We start from the raw sequence: 24,093 nt of genomic DNA, 5'->3' as shown, positions 1-24,093 counted from the left end.
CTCCTGACTCCTGACTCCTTTCTCCTGACTCCTGACTCCTGACTCCTGATAACTTATATGCGTTCTTATAGCTTAATTGCACCTGCGAAAATAAACTTGTATTTAGAAATCATCGGCAACCGCCCTGATGGATATCATGAGTTAGCAATGATATTGCAAAGCATAGACCTTGCAGATCAAATAGATTTACACGCTGCCAGCACAGAAGCGATTCGCGTTTATTGTCATCATCCCCAAGTACCTACAGATAACAGTAATTTAGCATACAGAGCCGCTGCACTAATGGCCAAGCAATTTCCTGATGCTTTTAGTAATTTTGGTGGGATTGATATTACTGTGAGAAAAAACATTCCTGTTGCTGCGGGTTTAGCTGGAGGTTCGACAAATGCAGCAGCGGTGTTAGTGGGTATAGATTTGATGTGGAATTTGGGATTAACTCAATCAGAATTAGAAGAATTAGGCGCACAACTCGGTTCAGATGTGCCATTTTGTATTGCGGGAGGAACAGTAATAGCTACAGGTAGAGGTGAAAAACTTTCTCCTTTACCTAGTTTAGATCACATATATATAGTATTAGCTAAATATCGCAGTTTGGAAGTTTCTACAGCTTGGGCTTATAAAACCTATCGGCAAGTATTTGGTAGTACCTATATGACAAATACTGAAGATTTAGCGGCTCGTGCTAGTGCAGTGCATTCGGCAGAAATTGTCAAAGCTATCGTCAATAAAGATGCAGTAAAAATCGCCAACAAAATGCACAATGATTTAGAAAAAGTGGTATTACCTTCTTATTCTCAAGTATTACAATTGCGGGAATTATTTGCTAGTCAAGAAGGGGTTTTAGGCACAATGATGTCAGGTTCTGGACCTTCTGTATTTGCTATTGTGGAATCAAAAGCACAAGCAGAAATAGTTAAGCAGAAAATTAGAGAAGCAATTCCTGATGAGGATTTAGAATTGTTTGTAACTCAGACAATTGGCAATGGGATTCAGATATTAAATTGATAGGAGTCAGGAGGCAGGAGGTAGGAGTCAGGAGTCGTAGGGGCGAAGCATTCGGGCGAAAAATTATCAATTTTATGAAAAGGCTATTTTCCGAATGCTTCGCCCGTACAGGAGTCAGGAAGTAGGGGAAGCTAATAACCCAATTACCAATTACCAATTACCAATTACCAATGAGCAAATTATGAACAAACCCAAAGTTAACGAAAAAGAAAAAGAGACTCCCGAACAAGTTCCACCAACGCCATTAAGGTGTATAACTGGGGCGGTAATGTCAGGAGGATTTGCATTTGCGATGTATTCTTTAATGATTGCGATCGCTACCACTTTTGCTAATAAACCTATTCATTCTGATAACCAAATAGTCCTCAATATCGCCTCCGCTGTTCGTACCTTAGTGGTGGGTGTGGTGGCTTTGGGAACGGGAATCTTTGGTATAGTAGCCTTGGGTTTGTTAGCGTTGGCAATACAATTATTAATCCAACAGTTTACAACCTCTAAAAATTGATAATTGATAATTGATAATTGACAATTGTTTTATTCAGGTTTGAAAACTGATCTTTTCCCAGGAGAAGAAAGAAAAAAATTTCTATCTTCTAATCCTACTCACTTCCAGGTTTGGTAATTGTCCATTGTCAATTGTCAATTGTCAATTGTCCATTATTCTGATATTAACAAGAAACAGGGTTTGTTAATTGAGAACGAGATTTGATAAATTGCAATTTGGCAGATGCGGAAACCTGAAGTAATTGATTTTGTTTTCTCCAAAGAGTCGGCGACAATTTGTGATGGTGACTAAACTGGCGAGAAAAATGACAAGAATTTTGATAGCCTATTTTGGTAGCAATTTCTTCAATTGTCAAATTCGTACTTTTTAGTAAGGAACACGCTTCGGCCATACGACGTTGAACTATCCAAGTATTAACACTTTTTCCCGTTTGTTTGGATACTTGGTTAGTTAAATAAGCTGGAGAATAACCAACAGCTTCGGCGACATCAGATAAAGTAATACCTTGGTGATAATGAGCCTCAATATAGTCAAAAACTTTTTGCAGGTGGGAGATATTAGGGAAGATTAACTCTGAATTTCCTAATGTAGCTGGAAGTTCTGAAACTTTTTGCAAAACTTGATGAGAGTTCGGACTATACCAGGATCTGAGCAAAGATTGTTTTTCTAATCGAATAGAAATTGCTTTCAGCAACTCATCGACAGTAGCAGGTTTACTTAAATAATCATCTGCTCCCAACTCCATTCCTGTTCTCATAGAAGCCTTAGAATTACTTGCTGTGAGAAAAATAAAAGGAATAATTGCTGTGAGAGGATTTTGACGTAGCTTAGTTAAAACACTGTAACCATCCATAACTGGCATGAGCAGATCACAAATTACCAAATCAGGTAAATTTTCTTCTGCTTGCCGAATACCAAGTTGACCATTTTCTGCTCCTATCGTAACAAAACCTTCAGCCTCAAGACTGTCTAAGAAGAGATGGCGGGTAATAGCATCATCTTCAATTACAAGAATTGTTTTCGACGATTCGCGTATCATTTTGAAACCAATAAAAGTTCTAACAGGGAATGATTAATAGCAATTGATAATTGATAATTGATAATTGATAATTGATAATTGATAATTCATCCTGCAAAAGACTCTTTCCCTTTTTTCTATGAACTGGGAAATATGGGAACTGATGGTAGAACTAAGGTAAATGTAGTACCGACACCCACTTTACTAACCATTGTGATTTGACCTCCATATAAATCAACTAGATTTTTGACAATTGATAAGCCTAGTCCTGTTCCCGAAGTATTATCAACATTGCTACCTCGATAAAACGGTTCAAAAAGTCTTTCTTGGTCTATTTCGGGAATACCAATACCTTTATCTTTAACCTGAAACTGTATTTTTTCCTGGTGACACGAAACAATTAAGTCCACCACACTATTAGGGTGAGAATATTTAATTGCATTGTCTAGCAAGTTATTCAAAATTGGTTTCAGTATTTTTTGGTCAATCCATACGTCTAAACAGTTGCCTTGACTCTGAAAATCAATATATTTATTACTATTAATGATTACCATTTTTGTAATTAAATCTTGACAAAAATTCACAATATTAACCTTTTGCTGCTCAACTATAATTTGCGCTGATTCTGCTTTAGATAATAATAAAATATCATCTAATACCTGATTGATTTGTTCAGATGCTGTTTGAATGTGTTCAATAAATATTAATTTCTTGTCTGTTTCCCATTTATCTATATGTCGTCTGAGTAAGCTATTGGAAAATGAAATAACATTTAGTGGTGTCCGAAATTCATGGCAGAGTATACCCACAAGATTAGCTCGAATTTTACTGATTTCTTGTGCTTGTTCTAAAGCCTGATGCAATTCCAATTGTGCAGATTTATAATCTGTGATATCAGTAGCTGTAATGACTTCAACTTCTTGACCATCAAAATCTACCCCTCCATCAAAGCGAGTCATGGCAACATCTAACCATCGTTCTTTACCATCTTTGGTAATAATATTTATCTCCTGATATTCAAATTCCCAGTTAGTTGTTTCTGGAGGTTTAGATGTTCGACTTTTGATAATTTGGTTAAAATCAAAGTCTGCTAATAGTTCCTTTTTTGTATAACCGGTGAGTAATTCCGCAGCAGAATTGACATAGTAAATTTGTCTACCTTGAATTAGGAAAATACCAGCCTTTGTTGCTTCTAGTAAGGTACGAAATCTAGACTCTCTGAGTTGCAGTAAGTTATCAATATGCTGATGTTGAATTTTATCACCTTCCTGTTTATTACTTTCCTGTTGTAATTTCTTTTTACTTTCTCTACCTTCATTAATCCATTTTTGGACACTTAATTCTACTAAGTTATTATTTTCCCGAATAAACCCGCAGCAAAACTCGTTACTTGGATATTTTATATAAGTAAGATTTAGTTCAGCTAAAAATATTCGTCCTTCCTTTGAGCGATAGCGACATTTAAAGGAGAGGTGATCTAAATTTTTCATATTTTGCCATTGTTCTGACCAGTTATGTAATAAAAAATCTATATCCAAATCACTCAGATTCATGGATAGTAATTCTTCCCGGGAGTATCCTGTGAGCGTGCAAGTGGCATTGTTGACATAAATAAACTGCGCGTTTTCTCCTAAACAAAAAGCAGCATCTATAGTTTGATTAATGAGAAAATCTACAATTTTAAACTTCAAGCTTGGCTGTAAACTCCATTTTGAGTTGACTTTTGCTAACCCGGAATCCCCAGAATACATATCAAGATTTACTCCTAAGTCTTAGTTCATAAGTAGGTGAGCGTTAAAAATTGTCGTTATGACAGGCAAGAGGCAAAAGGAAACAGGATTTTGGTTAATTTACTTTGATGATGCTATGAATTTGTCAGTCCGATTGAATTTAGGTTTAATCTTAACAATAAAGAAATCATTATTTCAATTTTGTTGCATATATAAGTGTTTGTTATTCCTAAATTAAGTATTTTTTTGGTAAAAATAAAATACCATACTTTCAATTGTGAACTTTAAAAGAATCCCAGGTAAGATTTTTAGTGAACTCCCCCACAAAATTTGTTAAAAATTTGTAAAAATTTGAGAGTCTACTGGTAAGGCTACATTCTTGGAACTATAAAAAACTTTTATATCAAATGTAATAGATATGTAGTTTACCTAGATTATCGAAAAATCGGCTGGAAAACCGGACTTCGTGCAAAGTTTTTGCAGCCGCTTATAAATCCCCATGACAGAAACAGCCTCTTCTGTCTGCGTTAAGTTTCAGAAATTTGCTCAATTGGGAACATTATCTAAGAATGTAATAAATTTACCATAGAAAGGATCTAACTATATCTAAATACGCCCAGTCATCCTCCCTATGGAAGAGATTTCTGTAAAAAAACCTGTAAGCAACGAAACCTCTTACCAAAGATATATAAATTGTAAAGCAAGAATGTGTTGAGGTACACAAAATATAAAATACTGATTCCATCGTCAAAAATCATCCTTAGAAATACAAGCTATCAGAGTGAAGGATCATCAAAAAAAATGCAAGAGCGAAAAAATAGACAAATCGATCAAAAAATAGTTCATTTATCCGGTGTGAAACTTTGAGTAGGCTTAATGAAAGAGGTAACTTCTGCAAGAGGTTGAATCTGTATTGGTGGTTTTAGCTATATATCTCTTAACCAAACAGCTGCTCTAGCTGGTTCAGTCTACCCCCAACCCCAATCAAAACAGAGAAAACCCTTGATATATGTTTATAAATTTTTCATCAGCAGGTGTTTGTCTCAGCATGATCTACTACTACTTCCACTGTGCTGAGATTTTTGAAATATGAGGAAAAGCTGCCAAGCTATTGATTGAATTTCATTCACAAATAGGAGTGCATACCATGAGTCAAAACGTTGCTGATTATAATAGACAAATTAATAGGAAAATTAATACTGAACAAGTAGAACAAATAGTTAAGGCAATTATAGCTGGCAAGTATTCCTGGGCTTGTGTTTTGCTGTTGCGTTTTTCTGGACACAACCCTATTGACTATATACCCTACCGTACTTATATCAGATTGCTCAAAAATAATTGCCTACTTGGTGGCTCTAGACAAGAGCAAACTGCTACTAAAAAAGAGGTAGAAATGTTTAACCTCAAATCCAGTTGGATTCATTTATAATCAAGCCAGAAAATGAAGCTGGGTGTGGGTTTACTAGAAGTATTTTCAGGCATTATATATGTTTGGTAAACCCACAAATTTACACATTAATTGGCACATTAAATTGATAAGCATTTTCAATCTCATATCCAAGAAAATTAGATTAAAAAATGTTTTGTTATCCCAGCCATATTGTTCATAACTTACTGTAAGAAAAACGAAGGTGGGAATTTCTTAACTGTTAACTAATAATTATTAATTCATTCTCATCATGATTTACCCAATTTCCATGTCTAATAGTTCTCTGCAACCCATACTCAGAGAGATTGTATGGCAGAAAAAGCTAGAAGTTGCACAAATGCAACAAGAAATGTCTCTCGCGTCTTTGCAACGTCAATTAACTGCGGCTCCCACTGTCAGAGATTTTTTTACTGCTTTACAACAAAGTATTTATAAACCTAGTTTGATCGCAGAGGTTAAAAAAACATTCCCTAATCAAGATGTCACTACACAAGATTTTGATCCTTTGTCTATAGCTAAATCCTATGAACGCGGTGGATCAACTTGTATATCTGTTGTGACTGATCAAAAGTTTTTTCATGGTGGTTTTGATCATCTGCGGATTATTCGACATCGCATAACATTACCTTTGTTATGCAAAGATTTTATTCTTGATCCTTGTCAAATTTATTTAGCACGTGCAGCAGGTGCGGATGCAATTTTATTAATTGCTGCTATTCTTACTGATCAGCAGATTAATAACTTTTTGCGGGTGATTCACTATTTGGGAATGAATGCTGTAGTTGAAGTTCACAATTTGAGTGAATTAGATCGGGTGATCAAGTTAGAAGATGTCCGCATTATCAGCATTAACAACCGCAGTTTAGAAGATTTTAGTGTTAATATTGGCACTACTCAGCAATTAATGGCAGCTAGGAGAACACATTTACAAAACTTAGGTATTTTGGTTGTCAGTGAATCGGGAATTGAAACACCTGCTGATTTATCCCTAATGTCAGATGCAGGTGTGAATGCAGTTTTGATGGGAGATTCTTTACTCAAACAAGAAGATTTAGAAACTGCTGTCAGTAGTTTATTTAAATCCAAAATTCCAATCTATAAAGACTTAGTGAAAAAAGGAGTTTAATAGGTGACAGGTGACAGGTGACAGTGAAGAAAGCAGGGGAAGCAGGGGAAGCAGGGGAGAATATTAACTTTTGCCTCCTGCCTTCTGCCTCCTGCCTTCGTTAAAACATCTCTACTTTCACTACTTTTAAAGTTTGCAAAGTTGAATCAACACAACCGCTAATAAATCCCCCTAAAGACTGAATTTTTTGGAGATATTCTATAGCTGGTTTTGTGATTAGTTCCCCAGGCATTAATACAGGTATTCCTGGGGGATAGGGACATATATTTTCTGCACAAATTCTATTTACTGTTTTCTCTAAAGGTAGGGTTTCACTATCAGCAAAAAAAGCTTCACGGGGCGAAATGCACATAATATGATCTATTATAGCACCGTTTCTATATTTACATATTTTGTACTGACTTGTCAATTGTGGTATCTGAGTTAATTTTTTTAACCCTGTTACTAATTCACCAATATCTGATTTATTGTTACCTAAACTAATAATAAAAGTGAGATTTCGTAAGGATGAAAATTCAGATGTTACACCCATTTCATTAAGCATATCTTCAGCATCAAAACCCGTTAAACCTAAGTTGGCAATATTCACAGTCAAACGGGTTTTATCCAAATCAAAAAAGCCATTTTTATTAATTTGAGGGATCTCTAAAACTGATAAACTGGGAATTTGACTAATTTCAATTCTTGCAATTTCCGCTAACTGCAAAGTTTGAGACATCAAAATTTCCCCATTAACTGCCATTTGGTGACGTGCAGCATCAAGAGAAGCTAAAAGAATAAAACTCGGACTTGTAGATTGAACTAATTGTAATGCTTTATTTAATCTATTAATATTAATTCTATTTCCTTGACAATGTAACATTGATGCTTGAGTCATTGCACCTAATGTTTTATGAATAGATTGTATTGTTAAATCTGCACCTGCGGTTAAAGCTGAGATAGGTAAATGGGGATGAAAATGAAAATGTGCGCCATGTGCTTCATCAACAATTAAAGGAATATTATATTGATGGGTAATTTCGGCAATACTTTTTAAATCTCCACACACACCGTAATAAGTTGGGTAAACCATTAACACAGCTTTAGCATCAGGATGTTTAGCTAAAGTTGCTGTTAAATTTTCTGGTGTAATGCTGTGTGTAATATCTAAATTTTCATCATATTCAGGATTGATAAAAATAGGAATTGCACCAGAAAGAATTGAACCAGCAATTACAGAAGAATGCACATTTCTGGGCATAATTATCTTATCATTCATCCTGCAAGTAGCGATAATTGCGGCTTCAATTCCGCTGGTAGAACCATTAACTAAAAACCAAGTTTTTTCCGCACCAAAAGCCTCTGCGGCTAATTCTTGTGCGGCTAAAATTGCGCTTTCAGGAGTGAATAAATTATCTAATTCTGCCAGTTCCGTTAAATCAGCGCGAAAGACATCTTTACCGATTAAATCGGTTAAAATTGGGGAAATTCCTGCACCGCGTTTGTGTCCAGGGGTGTAAAATGGTGCATGGGGACGAGAGATGGAAGTTTTGAGAGCATCAATGAGGGGGGTTTGATTTTGGTTGAGCATTTTTGGGCAAAATGAAGCGTTTAGAGCTTCAGGTAAAAGGGTAACTTCTAAGGTAACTTGGATAACGATCGCATCTAACTCAATAAATATGATCACTTTAAATATGATCACTTTTTCAATTAACTAAGCTTCCCCACCCCTGCTAAATCCAAAATCGGCGCGATCGCCTTCTTCGGGGGCAACGATCGCACTTAACCTGATAAATGCGATTGCGTTAAAATTCAATTACACCCTGATATTTCTGATTTTAAATATGATAAATTCTTTCCAGCGATCATTACTGTCTGTGGTTCATAGTGATCCCGACATTTTAGGAGGAATCCCTGTTTTTGTGGGAACTCGTGTGCCAATGAGAACCCTACTTGATTATCTTGAAGCTGGTGATTCATTAGAGGTATTTCTAGATCATTTCCCTAGTGTTAGTCGGGAACAGGCGATCGCAGCCCTTGAATTAGCAAAGGAAATGCTGACAGCTTATGCGAATCCTGCTTGATGAATGTGTACCAAGACCTCTAAAGCGTGAATTTTCTGATTACAAAATACAGACAGTTGTTGAGTCAGGAAGGATTCACAATTTTGCTTACTACTGATCAAAATTTGCGTTATCAACAAAATTTACAGCAAGCTGGTGTGGCAGTCCTCGTTCTCATAGCACTGAGTAACAAGCTCGCTGATTTACTTCCTCTGATACCAGAGACTCGTAAGGTGTTTTGATCAGCGATCGCACCTAATTTAATAAATGCAATCGCTATTTATTCTAACTAACTTTCTCCACCCCCGCTAAATCCAAAATTGGCGCGATCGCCTCTTCTTTTTTCACCGCCATAATATGCACTCCCTGACACAAACCCCGTGCCATCTGCACTTGTTCGGCTGCAATTTTCATCCCTTCCTGTAACGGATGTTTGGCTTTTTCCAATCTCTCAATAATATGATCAGGAATATTCACACCAGGGACCATCCTATTAATAAACTGGGCATTTTTCGCCGACTTCAAAAGAAATATTCCCGCCAAAATAGGTTTATTGTAACGAGATGCAATTTGATCCATGAATTTTTCTAATTTTTCAAAATCAGTAATTAATTGACTTTGAAAAAATTGCGCTCCCGCTTCTATTTTCTTTTCAAACCGACTTTGTAAACCTGACCAACTTTTAGACTGTGGATCAACTGCTGCACCTGCAAACAAATCTAATGCGCCATCATTTAGGGTTTTATGATTAAAATCAACCCCCTGATTCATGTTTCTAATTAACTGCAATAATCTGATAGATTCTAAATCAAAAACAGCTTTGGCATCGGGATGATCACCTGCTTTTACAGGGTCGCCGGTTAAGGCTAAAATGTTACGAATACCCAAAGCATGAGCGCCCATTAAATCTGCTTGTAATCCGATTCTATTGCGATCGCGGCAAGCAAATTGACAAATTGGCTCAATTCCATGTTGCAATAAAATTGCTGAAGCTGCTAAAGGTGACATTCCTAACACAGCGCGGCTACCATCGGTAATATTGACAGCATGAACTCTCCCCTTAAGAGTCGCCGCCATTTCAATGGTATGGGTGATGTTTCCCCCTTTGGGTGGTGCAACTTCCGCAGTCACTAAAAATTCTCCTGCTTGTACTGCTTTACGGAAGTTGTTTAATGTACTGGTTTTATGACTATCCTGCATAATGCAAATTTAATTTTGAGTTTTGAGGTTTTCTTCAAGAGTAAAACAAATTACCTTTCTAGCTTAAACAGATCCCCGACTTCTTGGAGAAATCGGGGATCTTATATCTTCTCAAAATTACAACCGCGCTGTATAACCTAACGCAGCTTTCACATCTGCTAAAGTTTGATTAGCTATAGCTTCCGCTTTTTCTCTACCATCTCTTAACACTGATTCTAAATAACCTTTTTCTGCCATTACCTCTTTATATTTGTCCTGAATTGGTTTTAAAGCATTTATCGCTGTTTCTGTCAATAAAGGTTTAAACTGTCCCCAACCCATATCCGCACATTCAGCCGCTACTGCTTCCTTAGTCTTCCCAGACAGCAGCATATACAAAGTTAACAGGTTATTACATTCCGGTCTTTCTGGATCATCAAAGGTTAAACCGCGTACTGGATCAGTTTTACAACGTTTGATTTTATTTGTAATTTGATCTGGTGGATCTAAAACATTGATTCTGCTTAACTCCGAAGGATCAGACTTTGACATTTTCTTTGTCCCATCGGTTAAACTCATTACCCTTGCGCCCTCTTTTCTAATTAAAGGATCTGGTAATTTTAATACAGGTTTATCCTTAGCAAATTGATGATTAAACCTGTTAACAATATCCCGCGCTAGTTCTAAATGTTGCTTTTGATCCTCACCCACTGGAACTTTATCCGCTTGATAAAGTAAGATATCCGCAGCCATTAAAACGGGATAAGTCAACAAACCCGCACCGACATTTTCCCCTTGTTTCAAGGCTTTTTCCTTAAATTGAATCATATCTTGCAACCAATTTAAGGGAGTGATGCAGTTTAACAACCAACAAAGCTCACTGTGGGCAGAAACGTGAGATTGGACAAAAATGTTAGAATGTTGTAGATCAATGCCACAGGCTAAATATAAAGCAGCGATGGTGTAAGTATCAGCCGCTAAGGTGGCGGGGTTATGTGGTACTGTGATGGCGTGTAAATCTACCACACAAAAGAAATTTTCATACTGGTCTTGAATCTCTACCCAGTTACGAATAGCACCCAAGTAATTACCCAAGTGTAAGTTACCAGTTGGTTGAACTCCCGACAAAACGCGCTGCTTACCCATAATTATTTCTTAGTTATCTCCTCTTCCCCGCTTTTTTAGGTGGCGGTTACAAAACCTATTTTAGTAGTCATTGGGGATTAGTTAATAAAAGTTCCACATCTACATCAAAAAAATCAGCTAAAGCCTGAGCTTGATTTTTATTGATTGGTAATTGATTATCAATAATTTCATACACTATATTAGGTGATCCAACCACTGCAAATAAATCTTCTTGGGTCACATTTTGCGCTTCCATTAAGTGCAGTAACATAGAATGTGGTGTTCCTTGAGGTATGGGATAATTTTCTTCTTCAAATTTGGAAATTAATGTTACCAATAATTCCAATAGTGCTTTTTCCTCTGGAGTGAGATGGGAACGGTGTTCTAAATCCTCTACAATAGCGATCGCGTTTTCATTTTCTGCTTCTGTAGTGATTACTTTTGGTTGATATTTAGCCAGTAAAGCTGCGTAGGACTCTCGGTTAAAAGTAAGGGTCATTTTTCCATTTTCCTTGATCGTATTCAGCATGAGTTAAAATATACTTTATATAAATTCTTTGACTAGCATAGACAATATCAACTATTAAACGATAGTTATTTCCTCTAATGTTAAAAACTGTAAAATTTCCTACTGATTCAGCACTTTTATAAAATGATTGGACTTCAATTAAGTTTTGCCATTGAGCTTTACTTGCTACTCTATACCAGTCATAAAGTGCATCGCAGGAATCAGCATGGTTTAAACAGAAATCTCGCAAAATTTTCCGACTAATAACATTCACTCCTGTTTAAATCCCCATATTTTTTCGATGGCTGAGATAATTATAATACCTTGTCCATATTTTGTCTATATATAAATTAAAAAATCTGTACCTCCAGAGGGATAAAAGCTAACTGATCCAGCTTTTATAGTTCAAGACTAAATGGGTATTTAGACATAAAGCAAATCTGGGGGATATGCTTGATGAAAGCTTTATTAATATGGCCGATCATGCCTAATTCTTTTTGGTCTTATCAGGAAACTCTTGATTTGGCTAATTTACGTGCTACAAATCCCCCCTTGGGTTTAATCACTGTAGCAGCAATGCTACCAAATGACTGGGAAATGAGATTAGTAGATCGCAATGTTCGTTTAGAAACTGATGCAGATTGGCAATGGTGCGATCTAGTTATTATCTCAGCAATGATTATTCAAAAACAAGATTTTGGTGAATTAATTAAAAAAGCTAAAACATTAGGTAAAAAAGTTGCAGTCGGTGGACCATTTGCCACATCTGTACCAGAATTTGCCCTAGAAGCGGGAGCAGATTATTTAATTTTAGATGAGGGGGAAATTACTATTCCCATGTTTTTAGCAGCTTTAGCAAAGGGAGAAGAAAAGGGTATTTTCCGCGCTACAGAAAAACCAGATGTTACCCAAACTCCTATACCAAGATTTGATTTATTAGATTTAGATGCTTATATAGCAATGACGGTACAGTTTTCTCGCGGTTGTCCCTTTCAATGTGAATTTTGTGATATTATCACCCTTTTTGGACGTAAACCCCGCACGAAAACACCAGAACAAATTTTGGCAGAATTAGAAGTATTATATCAGATGGGTTGGTGGCGTTATGTGTTTATTGTTGATGATAACTTTATCGGTAATAAACGTAATGCCAAAGTATTTTTAAGGGCATTAATTCCCTGGATGGAAGAACGTAATTATCCCTTTGCTTTATTAACAGAAGCTTCTTTGAATTTAGCCGAAGATGATGAGTTATTAGAATTGATGGTTAAAGCTGGTTTTGTCCAGGTATTTATGGGGATAGAAACCCCTGATGTAGAAAGTTTAGCGGGAGTAAATAAAGAGCAAAATACTCGAACTTCATTAGTTGAATCCTGTCACAAAATTACCAAGGCCGGATTACAAATTATGTCTGGTTTTATTTTAGGATTTGATGGTGAAAAAACGGGTGCTGGTAAACGGATTCAAGAGTTTGTGGAAGAAACGAGTATTCCCCAAGCCCATCTCAGTTTATTGCAAGCATTACCAAATACAGCAATGTGGACTCGTCTGCAAAAAGAAGGACGTTTAATGGATGGTTTAGGTAAATATTTTACTTCTCAGAAAGCTTTGATGAATTTTGTTCCTACCCGTCCGATGTCGGAAATTGTTACCGAGTTTATTGATACTTTTTGGAATCTTTATGAACCATTACCATATCTAAAACGGACTTTTCGCCATTTTATGATGATGGAAGGTTGGCGGGCTAAATATCAACGTACTTTAACAAAAGCAGAGTGGGATTTTTTAAAGGCTATTTGTTGGAGACAGGGAATATTACGTTCTACAAGATTTCATTTTTGGTGGCAATTAATAGTCATGGCATGGCGTAAACCAAATTTATTATATGATTATTTAATTGTTTTAGGTGTGGGTGAACATTTCTTTAAGTTCCGTTATGAAGTAAAAGCTGAACTAGCAGCAGAATTAGTATTATTACAGCAGCAAGAATTGGAGAATAAAGAAACCGCAAGTTTACAATTAGAAGCTGTGAGTTAAGAAACTGTAAATTAATTTTAACAAAGCCGAGTATTTGAGCCTGAGATATTTCACAAATAAGATAGAATTGCTATAGTAGCTTATGATAAACATAGCAATAGCCTTATTAATAAAAAATGTCCCAGGTTTTAGAACAATCAATTAAAATTAATGCTCCTGCTACGTTGGTAGAACAATGTTTAACTGATTTAACTTTAATGCACCGTTGGCTTAACCCTGTTCTCCGTTGCGAACCTGTGGGAGAAGTGTGGAGTACAGAACTAGGTAGTCGTAGTCGGTTTATGATTCAAATTCCGGTGATTAAACCTACTTTAAATACTGTGGTGATTGAAAGACAACCGGGTTTGATAGTTTGGGGGTTTAAAGGGTTTTTTCAAGGGTGCGATCGCTGGGAATGTCAACCATTTCCTAAAGGTACACTTTTAATTAACCGCTTTGAGTTTAAAATTCCTAACCCTGTTGTTAGTTGGGGTTTTAATACTTTTGCCGCATCTTGGACAAAAGCCGATATGGAAGCACAACTCAAGAGATTTAAACGAGTTGCAGAAGAATTAGCACGCTCTCCTAAGTATGCTAAATAGGAGGCAGGAGTTTTTTATTTTGGATTTTGGATTTTGGATTTTGGATTTTGGATTGTTTTTGTGATCTCCAATCTAAAATCTAAAATCTAAAATCTAAAATCTAAAATTTTCTTCCCCAGTCCCCAGTCCCCAGTCACCTGTTTAGCAAATTCTAACGCTTCCTGGGCTGTATTAATTTTACCCTCAGCTTGAGCGATCGCAATTTCACTCAAGATTTTACCCACAAGTGGCGACGCAGGAATATTTAGTGCTAAGATTACCTCTTTACCACTCACTAACGGTGAGGGGTGAGCTACCAAATCATCAGGGTTCAAGTAACGGTCGATTAAGGGTACATAAACGCATAGCGAATTATCGCCAGACATCGCCCCTACTACAAGATCATCTGCTAAGGCTAAGACAGTTGTAGCACTAAAAACAACTCCCACGTCCTGAAACAAAAAATACTGTTCTCGTAAGGACATATAACTAGCTTTTTTGAATTGCGGGAACAGTCGCAGGGACGTAGTTACACCCCGAATTTCTGCACGGCTATAGGTTAATTCCTGTAATTCGATTTCTGCTATTTCTGGGTTAGGGTGAAGTAAACACGCGAGTTTAGCAATAGCTAACCAAGTGGTTTTGATAGTATCACGGACAGGTTTTTGTAGTTCTTCCCCTAACTGTGGATATGTTTCTCTGATCAAGTTGTATGCCTGATCAACTGCGGCTAATTTCTCCAAGCTTTCACGGTTAGCATTTGTAAAAAAACTAGCTAATAAATTATCTTCCCAAGCACTTTTTAACCAAGGCGTACCTTGATAACTGTCTAAAAGATAACTAATTTCTACCCGTACTCTTTCGGATGCAACTTTATTAATATCTGCGGCTAAGGTGCGAATAGTGGTTTGGGTAGTTGGTTCTATTGTAAATCCCAGTTGTGCAGCTTGACGATAGGCACGCATTAAGCGCAAAGGATCATCTTGCAGATTTTCGGGTGATATCATTCGTAATAGACAGGCTTCTATGTCTGCACAACCTTGAAGGGGGTCAATAATTTCCTGGGTGTGGGGATTATAGGCGATCGCATTGATGGTAAAATCCCTTCTTTGTAAATCAGTTAATAAACTATCCCCTTCCTGTTGGGCAAAATCAGCAGTAGCATGAGGAAAAACCACACGGGCAATATTTCTTTCAGCATCCAGTAACACAAAACCAGCACGATAATGTTTGGCGATCGCCCTTGCAACTTTCACCGCATCATCTGGGATCATAAAATCTAAATCTAAATATTCTCGACTTCTACCCAAAATCGCATCCCGCACCGCACCACCCACCATGTAAGCTGGTTGTGGCAACCATTCCAAGCTAAAAGGCCAATTTTGGGCATCTAGAATATCAACAATTGAATTATTCATCTACTGATTTACCAAAAATTCTGACTCCTGACTCCTGACTCCTGACTCCTCAATTCTCACTATTGTAATAAAAATCAACCCACTAACTAATGCTGAATATTTTGTCCTAAGCTACATTAACTATAAAGGTTCTAGGAGTTGGTTCTATTATGTGTATTTGCGTGAACTGCCACTATGTAGACCGTTGTGTAACCTACAACGCAGTAGAAACACAACACCAACAACCCCACTTAACAGAAAATCCCGATTTTGACCCCAATGAACCCTCGATTAATGTTAATATTCGCACAAAAGATGACATTATTGAAATGGAATGGGATGTTGTTGGTTGTCTCAGCTTTAAGAAAGAAATGGGTAAATGGTCTCAATTACGTCCTGGTGAATTAGTACCCACTTGAATTTTAGATTTTGGATTTTGGATTTTAGATTTTGTTTGATTTCAATTTGTAGAGATGTTTTCTAAAATGTCTCTACTTTATATTTGTGTAATTTATTGATGATTTATGGAGTAACAAACCACAGAGGACACAGAGAAATGATGTTTTTATTTGATATTATATTATAATTTACTTTGTTTATTTATTTTCAATCAACTACCTTGAACAATAATCTAGAAACTCTACCTGAAAAAAAATACGCTTTAGCACTGCACACTACTACACCGGAATTAGGTTTAGTAATTAGCAATTTTGCAGAGGATACCCGCGCCCATGTTTGGAATTTAGGACGTGAGGTATCTAGTCATATTCATCAATATTTAATTGATTTAATTAAACCTCAAAAATGGCAAGATTTACAATTTATTGCTGTGGCTAAGGGTCCCGGAGGTTTTACAGGTACTCGCATCGGTGTGGTTACTGCTCGTACTTTGGGACAACAGTTAGAAATTCCGGTTTTTGCAGTTTCTACTTTAGCTGCATTTGCCTGGTATGAAAAAAGTAAAAATTCAGAAATTCAACCAATTTTAGCTATTGAAATGCCCGCCCAAAGAGGTCAAGTTTTTGGGGCAATTTATCAAATTAATGCTGATAATTCTGGTATTACTGCTTTATTAGCAGATACTGTTTTTACACCAGAAAAATGGCAGGAAACTTTAAATAATTGGCAAACTGAATATCAATTAATTAAAGCCACATCTAGTTTAGCGGCAACTGTCACCAGTATTTTAGAATTAGCTTATTTAGATTGGCAACAAGGTAAACGTCCTCATTGGTCTGAAGCTTTACCCTATTATGGTCAACATCCTGTAAATGTTTAATAATAGAATTAATTAATGGTTGAATTAGTGGGTTAAACATTATGACGCTGACTCAAGATACTATCAAACCTGTGCAATTAATTCCACCTTTGGAAAATGGTGATAGACTTACTCGTTCTGAGTTTGAACGTCGTTATCATACCATGCCAGATGTGAAAAAAGCAGATTTAATTGAAGGAATTGTTTATATGGCATCACCTGTAAGAATTAGAAGTCATGGAAAACCTCATGCTTATATCATAACTTGGTTAGGTTTCTATGAGTCAGCTACACCAGGTGTAGAACTCGGTGATAATACCACTGTGCGTCTAGATGCAGATAACGAACCTCAACCAGATGCACTATTAAGAATTGAAAATGGGGGACAGTCGCGGATAAGTGAAGATGATTATGTGGAAGGTACGCCAGAATTAATTGTAGAAATTGCGGCTAGTAGTGCGGCTATTGATGCCCATGATAAACTTAAAGTATATCGGCGAAATCAGGTACAAGAATATTTAATTTGGCGAGTTTATGACGGTGAGTTTGATTGGTTTATTTTAAAAGATGGAGAATATCGACGGTTAGAAGCTAATGCTGATGGGGTTTTTTGTTCTCAAGTGTTTCCTGGTTTATGGTTAGATAAATCTGCTTTGTTAGCTGGGAATTTAGCTAAGGTATTAGAGATTTTGCAGCAAGGTTTAGCAAGTGCAGAACATCAAATTTTTGTGGAACACTTAGGATAATTATCAATTGATAATTGACAATTGATAATTGTTTGATTTTTCACACTTAACGAAAAGTATTGAAAATGATGTAGAAAAATTCGTAATTGATAATCCTAAATTTACGAATTACGAATTACGAATTACGAATTACTAATTACTAATTATCTAGGCTGTAACTTTAGCTAATGCCTTTTCTACTGTGTGTAATGCTTGATTGATGTCTGTATCTGTGACAATTAAAGGAGGTACAAACCGCACGACTTTAGGACCTGCTGGTACTAATAATAAACCTTCATCCATCGCCGCTTTCACAACATCAGCCGCAGTTAAAGAACTATCTTCTTTTATTTCCATCCCATTGATTAAACCCCAACCCCGCACTTCGGAAATATGATGAGGATATTTACGGGCAATCATTTTTAACCCTTCCCGTAAATGTGCGCCTTGTTCTTGGACGTTCTCTAAAATATTCTCTTTTTCCAAAGCTTGGCACACACTTAAAGCTACACCACAAGCAAAAGGATTTCCACCAAATGTACTAGCGTGTTCTCCTGGTTCAAAAATATCACAGAATTTCTTACTCATCATTGCACCGATGGGGATACCACCACCTAGTCCTTTGGCACTGGTGAAAATATCTGGTTCTACTCCCAGATGTTCATAACCCCATAATTTACCACTGCGTCCCATCCCTACTTGCACTTCATCGAAAATCAATAAAATGCCGGTTTCATCACAAATTTCCCGTAATCTTTGGAAATACTTCTTATCTCCAGGACGAACTCCGCCTTCTCCCTGTAAGGGTTCAATTAAAATTGCACCGACGCGATAATTTCCTTCATCCAACTCAGTAACAGCCGCTTCCACCTCTTTAATATCGTTATATTTGACATAGTGGAAACCAGGCACTAAAGGATCAAAGTTTTTTTGATACTTTGGTTGTCCGGTAGCGGTGACAGTGGCTAATGTCCGGCCGTGAAAACTGGCATGGGCGGTTAAAATAATGGGGTGGGCAATTTCTAAAACGGTGTGAGCGTATTTTCTCGCTAGTTTAATTGCTGCTTCGTTGGCTTCAGCGCCAGAGTTGCAGAAAAACACCCGATCTGCACAGGAATGATCTACAATCCATTTGGCTAATTCCCCTTGTTCGGGAATATAGTATAAATTAGAGACATGATGCAGTTTTTGAATTTGGCGTGTGACTGCCTCTACCATGACAGGGTGGGCGTGACCCAAAGTACAAGTAGCTATTCCGGCCACAAAATCGAGATATTCCCTGCCTTGGGTATCCCAAACGCGACAGCCAGCACCTCGTTCTAAAGCTATGGGAAAGCGTCCGTAGGTAGACATCACCACTTGATTAAAACTGTCTGCACTAAAGGCAGTCATATTTGAGGGATGTATCGGCTGTTCAACTAAACTTTGGATACTCACTACCGCACCTCCTGAAATTTTTAATTCTATAATCTATTTAGCAGGTTTTTCTAAATAATTCAAAATTTACTATAGTATGAGGAAGAAGTTTTTTTAACTTTTAATTTTTAAGTTTTAATTTTTCAGTCAGCATTTAACTTTTTGCTGATAGCTTAAGGTTGATTGGTTACGATAATTAACCAATTTATCAAACCTTCTGACTCCTGTAAGGGCGTTCGCGAAGCGTGCTGGAAGCATCAGTATTCGGGCGAACAATGAGCAATTTTATGAAAAGGCTGTTTTCCGAATGCCTGTCTGCCGACAGGCAGGCTTCGCCCCTACTTCGCCCCTATAACTTCTGACTCCTGAATTTTTACAATTGTCATTACCTGTGTATTCTACCCTTGAGCAAAAATATAAACGTATTCAACAAGAGTTAATGGCTGGGGCTGTAGCCCTAGTCTTTGTGTTCCTTAGTGGCACTTTATGGTATTGGTTGGTGGAGGGCTGGTCATGGGAAGATGCGGTTTACATGACAGTCATTACTTTAGCTACTGTAGGATATAGCGAAACTAACCCGCTAGAGAGTCGGGGACGTTTGTTTACAATTGTCCTGATTTTAATGGGTGTAATCAATCTCGGTTACATTGTCAATAGATTTACTCAAGCAGTAATTGAAGGTTATTTTCAAGAGGGTATTCGACTCAGACAACAAAGGCGTTTAATGGAATCATTAACTGGACATTATATTATCTGTGGTTTTAGTCGGACTGGACGACAAATCGCTAAGGAATTTCAGGCTGAAGGTGTGTCTTTTGCAGTGATTGATTCTGATTTTGAATCTGTGCAACAAGCTCAGTCAGAAGGTTATATTGTCTATCAGGGTGATGCTACCCTGGATGATACTTTGTTGAAGGTTGGTATTGAACGGGCAATTTGTATTGTGGCAGCGTTGCCTTCTGATGCGGAAAATTTATATACTGTTTTATCAGCAAAAACTCTCAATCCTCATATTCGGGCGATCGCACGGGCAAGTACAGAAGAAGCTGTACAAAAATTACAAAGAGGTGGGGCAGATGCGGTAATTTCCCCTTATATTACTGGAGGTAAACGCATGGCTGCGGCTGCACTCAGACCACAGATTTTAGACTTTGTAGATGGGATGCTTTCTGGTGCAGATCGTCAATTATATATGGAAGAATTTTTATTAGATGCGGCGTTCTGTCCTTTTGTGGGGCAAACTTTACAAAAAGCGAAATTGCGATCGCAAACTGGCGCATTAGTTTTAGCTATTCGTCGCAGTGATGGTAATCTCATTGGTGGACCAACGGGAGACACTGTTTTAATGTCAGGAGATACGCTAATTTGTATGGGTACGGCTGAACAACTGCGAAGTTTAAATCAAATTCTTGGACCTATTAATTCTCAACAACTAAGAAGACCAAAACAAAGTTAAGATTTGGGTTAAGATTGGGGATTTTCAATAGTTGTCACTGCTTAAATAATATGGGAGCAGAATTAACTAAACATCAACTTCCATCCATCCATGTAAAGGAGCGATCGCTTTCATTACCGATACCATAATATCTGGTGGTGCTGCCGAAAGTAACACACTGGGATAAACAGCAGCACCCCATTGAGGATGCACCAGTACACAGCATTTGTTTTTGATCACAGGATAATTTAGTAAAGCTTTAGCAACTGCTGTATCATCATGGGGAACAGGACCGGGATGGGAAAGTAAAGGATAACCTGTACGGGGATCAATTAAATCTGTGACATAACCGCGATCGCGCAAATTAAAAGCCACATCACAACCGAACCGCATAAACTTTTCCCGTAACCTTTCTTTTTCTGTTTCTGTTTCCGCAGTAATTTCTAAAAGTGGATATTTTGATTGTTGTAAAACAACCACCACCCACAAAAACTGTTGCTGTGTCCAATCTGGTAATATCTGTTCGCAATTGGCACAGATATATTGACTGGGGTTATGAATAGAAATTTGTACAGCTTGTCCCGTTTTGCCAACTAAATTAATGGGATAGCCTGGCTCAGAAGTGCAAACACTGGAATAGTTCACCACATTTAATCTGTTTTTGCAAGTTTGTTTAATTATTCCTTGCTTATGATAATAACTCTGAAAACTTCTAAAAAATCATCAATATTTGATGTCAGGAGTTAGGAGTCAGGAGGAAACAGATTTGAGGTTTTATCAAGCAACTCTAAATTAATTGAGTTTTAAAGCATTGACTGGAACTTCATCCCAAGAATTTACAGTACGTAACTGTGCAACCCAACCATCTGCTTTTTGCTTATCAGTCAACCCTTTTTGAAAGGACTCATGACAATCTTGAGCTTGACTCTGATCACAACAAGCAATACAAGCATGAATCATTCCTGATGGATCAATTTGCTCATTTACCCAAATAGTCATAGATACCTCTTTTTAAATCTTGTGGTAAACTTTTGGTAAAACTGTTATATCATGTCCATCTGAAAACTTATCATATCTATAGTGATCCAATTTGATTCCTGAAATTATTTGTTTAGGCAGACAAGAGGCAGTCATGCAAAAGGCAAAAGGGTTTTAGAGAATTTCGGTGTACGGAGTTTTGTTCAATAATCATTTGTAAAACAAATGGAACTATTAGTATCCGTCGTAATGGTGCTGTCCCTAATTTTTTAATAATCCACTGTTGATCAGTATGCCTCTTCATGTTTTCAACAGAGTACAAATTCTTTGATTATGATTGTCAGATGCTTTAGTCTGACAGGTTGTTTGAGATGGCCGTTTGCTAATAATAACTGAATGCTTACCATCAAATTAGTTTGAGGCAACTATCCCAGAGGAAGTCTCAAAAATCTCAACCTACTGCTGGGATGTAAACACTCCAGACTCAATGAAGTAGTCTATCTCTAGTTCATTTTTCCATCTTCCATATAAATAATCCGATCTGCTATATCTAAAATGCGGTTATCGTGAGTCACAAGCAAAATGGTACAACCTTGCTCTTTCGCTAATTTTTGCATTAATTCTACCACATCCCGTCCTGATTGTTTATCTAATGAAGCAGTAGGTTCATCTGCTAATACTATTTTAGGATGACTCACTAAAGCACGGGCGATCGCTACTCTTTGTTTTTGTCCTCCTGATAAACTCTCTGGATAGTAATCTACACGATCTCCTAACCCAACTTCTTCTAACATGGAAATAGCCTTAGTATTAATATCTTGATTTAAATATTCTTTATGCAACTCTAAGGACATTCTCACATTTTCTTTAGCTGTTAAAAAGGTCATCAAATTATGCGCTTGGAAAATATAACCAATTTGACGACGCAATTTAGTTAACTTGCTTTTACTTGCTCCCCGCATTTCTTGATTTAATATTTGCAAACTTCCTGCTTGAGCAGAACGTAACCCACCCATTAATGATAATAAGGTGGTTTTACCTGAACCAGAAGGACCGGTCATAATCACAATTTCCCCGGCTTTAATTTCTAAGTTTATATCAAATAATACTTGTTTTTTTAAATTTCCTTCACCAAAATAATGATTGAGTTGAGTAACATGAATTACTGTATCTGAAGCAATTTTTGATTGAGTATTAATTTTTAACATGGTTTGTTGTGAGTATTTTGTGATGGTTTGTAGTCAGTAATTTATTGCCTATTCTTGCTGAACACATCAGGACTAAAGTCCTGACTACGAACTTTTTAGCAACTTTAAAAAATGTCCGCAGGGTCAGCAGAACGAAGTTTTTTCAGGGCGATCGCTCCTGAAACACTACACATAATTACCGTCATAATAAACACTGTAATTGCCCGATCTACTTTCATAGAAATGGGTAACATAGTGGCTGCAAAGGTGAGTTGATATAATCCAAAAGAAAGAAAAAATGCCGGTAAATAACCTAAAATAGCTAATAATAAAGCCTCTTGTATTAAAACTCCTAAAAGATAACTATCTGTATAACCCATTGCTTTAAGAGTTGCATATTCTGGAAGATGATCGGAAACGTCAGAATAAAGAATCTGATAAACAATCACAATACCAACAATAAATCCAACTCCTACACCCAAACCAAAAATAAAACCAATACCTGTACCATTAGCCCAATAATTCTTTTCTTTTTGGGCAAAATCTTCTGTTGTTCCTATTTCTACAAAGGGATTTTTAGGATCTGGATTTAATCCTATTCTCAGTTGTGTTTTGATTTTCTCCACATCTGCACCTGGTTGGAGATTAATTAAACCTACTTCAATTTGATCGGGTTTACGTTCAGGAAATAATTGCAAAAAAGTGGAATCACTCGTAATCACATTACCATCAGCAGCAAAGGAAGCACCATTACTAAATACACCTTTAACACTCACAGATTTGCTATTTAATTCTGTTTGAAAATTGCCTGTTTTTTGGAATATTTCACCTACAGCACCATATTCTGGACGGCCAGCTTGATCAAACATCACTTGATTTAGTGGTTTGAGAGCATCATTATTTTTTTGCACTTCTGGAAATTTCAATCCTGGTTGATTTGGATCGACTCCCCAAACTAAAATAGCTCGATCAATTCGTGTTTCAGGATTGCGCCATTGTCCTGTACCAATATAAACAGAATTAACTGATTTTACTCCATTATAACTTAATGCTTGATATAGTTTATCTCTGGAAAAACTTTTTACAGAAAACAAGGTATTAAACTGAGGATTAATCAATACTAAATCTGCGGATAAATTGCGATGTGGTTGAATGGCTGCATCAAACAATGCACTTTCAAAACCCATCTGAATAAAAATCAACATATCAGCAAAAGTAATTCCCGCGACTGCAACAGCTAACCGCGTTTTTTCTTTCATTAACTGACGCAAAGCAAGAGGTGTTTTCAGAAATAGTTTTTTAGTCATTTGTCATTAGTTGTTAGTTGTTAGTTGTTAGTTGTTAGTTGTTAGTTATTAGTTGTTAGTTATTAGTTATTAGTTATTAGTTATTAGTCATTGAACATTGGGTTATTTATCTTCCCCAATCACCAA

At 36.8% G+C, this 24,093-nt stretch carries 25 protein-coding genes; 12 read left to right on the top strand and 13 right to left on the bottom strand.

The genetic code is table 11. The features are described 5' to 3' along the window. Positions 1–57: 57 nt before the first annotated feature. Positions 58–1,005: a 4-(cytidine 5'-diphospho)-2-C-methyl-D-erythritol kinase gene (ispE, locus tag PN497_RS09865; protein ID WP_096571623.1), complete on the top strand. Its 948-nt coding sequence runs from the start codon at positions 58–60 to the stop codon at positions 1,003–1,005. 181 nt (positions 1,006–1,186) lie between these two features. Beyond that, entirely contained in the window at positions 1,187–1,510 is a 324-nt protein-coding gene (locus tag PN497_RS09860; RefSeq protein WP_096572822.1) for a DUF3082 domain-containing protein, read from the top strand. 163 nt (positions 1,511–1,673) lie between these two features. Here the strand turns inward: PN497_RS09860 and PN497_RS09855 are convergent, their stop codons facing one another. Together PN497_RS09855 and PN497_RS09850 are read right to left on the bottom strand one after the other, a co-directional pair. Then, positions 1,674–2,549 carry a response regulator transcription factor gene (locus PN497_RS09855; protein WP_096571624.1) on the bottom strand — a complete coding sequence of 292 codons (876 nt, stop codon included), beginning with the start codon at positions 2,547–2,549 and terminating at the stop codon, positions 1,674–1,676. 116 nt (positions 2,550–2,665) lie between these two features. Continuing rightward, positions 2,666–4,279, bottom strand: coding sequence for a sensor histidine kinase (locus PN497_RS09850; RefSeq protein WP_096571625.1), 1,614 nt, complete (start codon positions 4,277–4,279; stop codon positions 2,666–2,668). 1,126 nt (positions 4,280–5,405) lie between these two features. Between PN497_RS09850 and PN497_RS09845 the strand changes: the two genes are divergently transcribed. Both PN497_RS09845 and trpC read left to right on the top strand, forming a co-directional pair. Further along, positions 5,406–5,687 carry a HetP family heterocyst commitment protein gene (locus PN497_RS09845; protein ID WP_096571626.1) on the top strand — a complete coding sequence of 94 codons (282 nt, stop codon included), beginning with the start codon at positions 5,406–5,408 and terminating at the stop codon, positions 5,685–5,687. Positions 5,688–5,937: 250 nt separating this feature from the next. Continuing rightward, entirely contained in the window at positions 5,938–6,813 is an 876-nt protein-coding gene (gene trpC / locus PN497_RS09840) for an indole-3-glycerol phosphate synthase TrpC (RefSeq protein ID WP_096571627.1), read from the top strand. Between the two features lie 100 nt (positions 6,814–6,913). Here trpC and PN497_RS09835 read toward each other — a convergent pair whose 3' ends face one another. Next, positions 6,914–8,383 (bottom strand): aminotransferase class I/II-fold pyridoxal phosphate-dependent enzyme, encoded by a 1,470-nt coding sequence (locus PN497_RS09835; protein WP_096572823.1) that lies wholly within the window; start codon positions 8,381–8,383, stop codon positions 6,914–6,916. Between the two features lie 253 nt (positions 8,384–8,636). Between PN497_RS09835 and PN497_RS09830 the strand changes: the two genes are divergently transcribed. Together PN497_RS09830 and PN497_RS09825 are read left to right on the top strand one after the other, a co-directional pair. Then, positions 8,637–8,876 carry a DUF433 domain-containing protein gene (locus PN497_RS09830; RefSeq protein WP_096571628.1) on the top strand — a complete coding sequence of 80 codons (240 nt, stop codon included), beginning with the start codon at positions 8,637–8,639 and terminating at the stop codon, positions 8,874–8,876. Between the two features lie 83 nt (positions 8,877–8,959). Then, positions 8,960–9,097 carry a hypothetical protein gene (locus PN497_RS09825; protein ID WP_272110019.1) on the top strand — a complete coding sequence of 46 codons (138 nt, stop codon included), beginning with the start codon at positions 8,960–8,962 and terminating at the stop codon, positions 9,095–9,097. 43 nt (positions 9,098–9,140) lie between these two features. On the opposite strand, the gene PN497_RS09820 is transcribed toward PN497_RS09825, so the two are convergent. The 4 genes from PN497_RS09820 to PN497_RS09805 all read right to left on the bottom strand — a co-directional run bounded on the left by PN497_RS09820 (position 9,141) and on the right by PN497_RS09805 (position 11,941). Then, complete coding sequence (locus PN497_RS09820) at positions 9,141–10,055, bottom strand: methylenetetrahydrofolate reductase (protein ID WP_096571629.1); 915 nt, start codon at positions 10,053–10,055, stop codon at positions 9,141–9,143. Between the two features lie 117 nt (positions 10,056–10,172). Then, positions 10,173–11,180 (bottom strand): tryptophan--tRNA ligase, encoded by a 1,008-nt coding sequence (gene trpS, locus PN497_RS09815; protein ID WP_096571630.1) that lies wholly within the window; start codon positions 11,178–11,180, stop codon positions 10,173–10,175. Positions 11,181–11,247: 67 nt separating this feature from the next. Further along, on the bottom strand, positions 11,248–11,658 hold the full coding sequence (locus PN497_RS09810; RefSeq protein ID WP_096571631.1) for a helix-turn-helix domain-containing protein: 411 nt from the start codon (positions 11,656–11,658) through the stop codon (positions 11,248–11,250). Further along, positions 11,642–11,941 carry a type II toxin-antitoxin system HigB family toxin gene (locus PN497_RS09805; protein WP_096571632.1) on the bottom strand — a complete coding sequence of 100 codons (300 nt, stop codon included), beginning with the start codon at positions 11,939–11,941 and terminating at the stop codon, positions 11,642–11,644. Before PN497_RS09805 ends, PN497_RS09810 begins: the two co-directional genes overlap by 17 nt. Before the next feature lie 182 nt (positions 11,942–12,123). Here PN497_RS09805 and PN497_RS09800 point away from each other — a divergent pair, with 182 nt between their 5' ends. Together PN497_RS09800 and PN497_RS09795 are read left to right on the top strand one after the other, a co-directional pair. Continuing rightward, positions 12,124–13,704: a B12-binding domain-containing radical SAM protein gene (locus tag PN497_RS09800; RefSeq protein WP_096571633.1), complete on the top strand. Its 1,581-nt coding sequence runs from the start codon at positions 12,124–12,126 to the stop codon at positions 13,702–13,704. Between the two features lie 116 nt (positions 13,705–13,820). Then, a complete protein-coding gene (locus PN497_RS09795) occupies positions 13,821–14,285 on the top strand; it encodes an SRPBCC family protein (RefSeq protein ID WP_096571634.1) in 465 nt (154 codons plus the stop codon). Between the two features lie 86 nt (positions 14,286–14,371). On the opposite strand, the gene PN497_RS09790 is transcribed toward PN497_RS09795, so the two are convergent. Then, positions 14,372–15,682 (bottom strand): tRNA nucleotidyltransferase/poly(A) polymerase family protein, encoded by a 1,311-nt coding sequence (locus PN497_RS09790; protein ID WP_096571635.1) that lies wholly within the window; start codon positions 15,680–15,682, stop codon positions 14,372–14,374. A 149-nt stretch (positions 15,683–15,831) separates the two neighbouring features. Between PN497_RS09790 and PN497_RS09785 the strand changes: the two genes are divergently transcribed. The 3 genes from PN497_RS09785 to PN497_RS09775 all read left to right on the top strand — a co-directional run bounded on the left by PN497_RS09785 (position 15,832) and on the right by PN497_RS09775 (position 17,665). Beyond that, positions 15,832–16,080 carry a Ycf34 family protein gene (locus PN497_RS09785; RefSeq protein ID WP_096571636.1) on the top strand — a complete coding sequence of 83 codons (249 nt, stop codon included), beginning with the start codon at positions 15,832–15,834 and terminating at the stop codon, positions 16,078–16,080. Between the two features lie 200 nt (positions 16,081–16,280). Continuing rightward, positions 16,281–16,940, top strand: a complete 660-nt coding sequence (gene tsaB, locus PN497_RS09780) for a tRNA (adenosine(37)-N6)-threonylcarbamoyltransferase complex dimerization subunit type 1 TsaB (protein WP_096571637.1) — start codon at positions 16,281–16,283, stop codon at positions 16,938–16,940. A 41-nt stretch (positions 16,941–16,981) separates the two neighbouring features. After that, complete coding sequence (locus PN497_RS09775; protein ID WP_096571638.1) at positions 16,982–17,665, top strand: Uma2 family endonuclease; 684 nt, start codon at positions 16,982–16,984, stop codon at positions 17,663–17,665. A gap of 147 nt (positions 17,666–17,812) precedes the next feature. Here the strand turns inward: PN497_RS09775 and PN497_RS09770 are convergent, their stop codons facing one another. Continuing rightward, the gene (locus PN497_RS09770) at positions 17,813–19,081 is read right to left on the bottom strand and encodes an aspartate aminotransferase family protein (protein WP_096571639.1); all 1,269 of its coding nucleotides are present in this window, start codon (positions 19,079–19,081) and stop codon (positions 17,813–17,815) included. Between the two features lie 370 nt (positions 19,082–19,451). Between PN497_RS09770 and PN497_RS09765 the strand changes: the two genes are divergently transcribed. Further along, a complete protein-coding gene (locus tag PN497_RS09765) occupies positions 19,452–20,516 on the top strand; it encodes a potassium channel family protein (protein WP_272110014.1) in 1,065 nt (354 codons plus the stop codon). A 66-nt stretch (positions 20,517–20,582) separates the two neighbouring features. On the opposite strand, the gene PN497_RS09760 is transcribed toward PN497_RS09765, so the two are convergent. The 4 genes from PN497_RS09760 to devC all read right to left on the bottom strand — a co-directional run bounded on the left by PN497_RS09760 (position 20,583) and on the right by devC (position 23,967). Beyond that, complete coding sequence (locus PN497_RS09760; protein ID WP_096571640.1) at positions 20,583–21,143, bottom strand: methylmalonic aciduria and homocystinuria type D protein; 561 nt, start codon at positions 21,141–21,143, stop codon at positions 20,583–20,585. A 144-nt stretch (positions 21,144–21,287) separates the two neighbouring features. Beyond that, positions 21,288–21,494: a glycogen debranching protein gene (locus tag PN497_RS09755; RefSeq protein ID WP_096571641.1), complete on the bottom strand. Its 207-nt coding sequence runs from the start codon at positions 21,492–21,494 to the stop codon at positions 21,288–21,290. A 482-nt stretch (positions 21,495–21,976) separates the two neighbouring features. After that, positions 21,977–22,681, bottom strand: coding sequence for a DevA family ABC transporter ATP-binding protein (locus tag PN497_RS09750; RefSeq protein ID WP_096571642.1), 705 nt, complete (start codon positions 22,679–22,681; stop codon positions 21,977–21,979). A 104-nt stretch (positions 22,682–22,785) separates the two neighbouring features. Continuing rightward, positions 22,786–23,967, bottom strand: a complete 1,182-nt coding sequence (gene devC / locus PN497_RS09745; protein ID WP_096571643.1) for an ABC transporter permease DevC — start codon at positions 23,965–23,967, stop codon at positions 22,786–22,788. Positions 23,968–24,093: the final 126 nt, after the last annotated feature.

This window comes from Sphaerospermopsis kisseleviana CS-549 (genome assembly GCF_028329225.1).
GTDB lineage: Bacteria > Cyanobacteriota > Cyanobacteriia > Cyanobacteriales > Nostocaceae > Sphaerospermopsis > Sphaerospermopsis kisseleviana.
Note: the sequence above shows the minus strand (reverse complement) of the source record. Positions and strands in the feature narration are given on the sequence as shown.

Bases quoted from the DNA above. Each gene is read 5' to 3' on its own strand.
- PN497_RS09860 (WP_096572822.1), top strand. From the start codon at position 1,187: ATGAACAAACCCAAAGTTAACGAAAAAGAAAAAGAGACTCCCGAACAA.
- trpC (WP_096571627.1), top strand. From the start codon at position 5,938: ATGATTTACCCAATTTCCATGTCTAATAGTTCTCTGCAACCCATACTC.
- PN497_RS09750 (WP_096571642.1), bottom strand. From the start codon at position 22,681: ATGTTAAAAATTAATACTCAATCAAAAATTGCTTCAGATACAGTAATT.
- PN497_RS09755 (WP_096571641.1), bottom strand. From the start codon at position 21,494: ATGACTATTTGGGTAAATGAGCAAATTGATCCATCAGGAATGATTCAT.
- PN497_RS09795 (WP_096571634.1), top strand. From the start codon at position 13,821: ATGTCCCAGGTTTTAGAACAATCAATTAAAATTAATGCTCCTGCTACG.
- PN497_RS09775 (WP_096571638.1), top strand. From the start codon at position 16,982: ATGACGCTGACTCAAGATACTATCAAACCTGTGCAATTAATTCCACCT.
- PN497_RS09800 (WP_096571633.1), top strand. From the start codon at position 12,124: ATGAAAGCTTTATTAATATGGCCGATCATGCCTAATTCTTTTTGGTCT.
- trpS (WP_096571630.1), bottom strand. From the start codon at position 11,180: ATGGGTAAGCAGCGCGTTTTGTCGGGAGTTCAACCAACTGGTAACTTA.
- PN497_RS09835 (WP_096572823.1), bottom strand. From the start codon at position 8,383: ATGCTCAACCAAAATCAAACCCCCCTCATTGATGCTCTCAAAACTTCC.
- PN497_RS09785 (WP_096571636.1), top strand. From the start codon at position 15,832: ATGTGTATTTGCGTGAACTGCCACTATGTAGACCGTTGTGTAACCTAC.
- PN497_RS09790 (WP_096571635.1), bottom strand. From the start codon at position 15,682: ATGAATAATTCAATTGTTGATATTCTAGATGCCCAAAATTGGCCTTTT.
- PN497_RS09850 (WP_096571625.1), bottom strand. From the start codon at position 4,279: ATGTATTCTGGGGATTCCGGGTTAGCAAAAGTCAACTCAAAATGGAGT.
- devC (WP_096571643.1), bottom strand. From the start codon at position 23,967: ATGACTAAAAAACTATTTCTGAAAACACCTCTTGCTTTGCGTCAGTTA.
- PN497_RS09830 (WP_096571628.1), top strand. From the start codon at position 8,637: ATGATAAATTCTTTCCAGCGATCATTACTGTCTGTGGTTCATAGTGAT.
- PN497_RS09845 (WP_096571626.1), top strand. From the start codon at position 5,406: ATGAGTCAAAACGTTGCTGATTATAATAGACAAATTAATAGGAAAATT.
- PN497_RS09810 (WP_096571631.1), bottom strand. From the start codon at position 11,658: ATGACCCTTACTTTTAACCGAGAGTCCTACGCAGCTTTACTGGCTAAA.
- PN497_RS09820 (WP_096571629.1), bottom strand. From the start codon at position 10,055: ATGCAGGATAGTCATAAAACCAGTACATTAAACAACTTCCGTAAAGCA.
- ispE (WP_096571623.1), top strand. From the start codon at position 58: ATGCGTTCTTATAGCTTAATTGCACCTGCGAAAATAAACTTGTATTTA.
- PN497_RS09855 (WP_096571624.1), bottom strand. From the start codon at position 2,549: ATGATACGCGAATCGTCGAAAACAATTCTTGTAATTGAAGATGATGCT.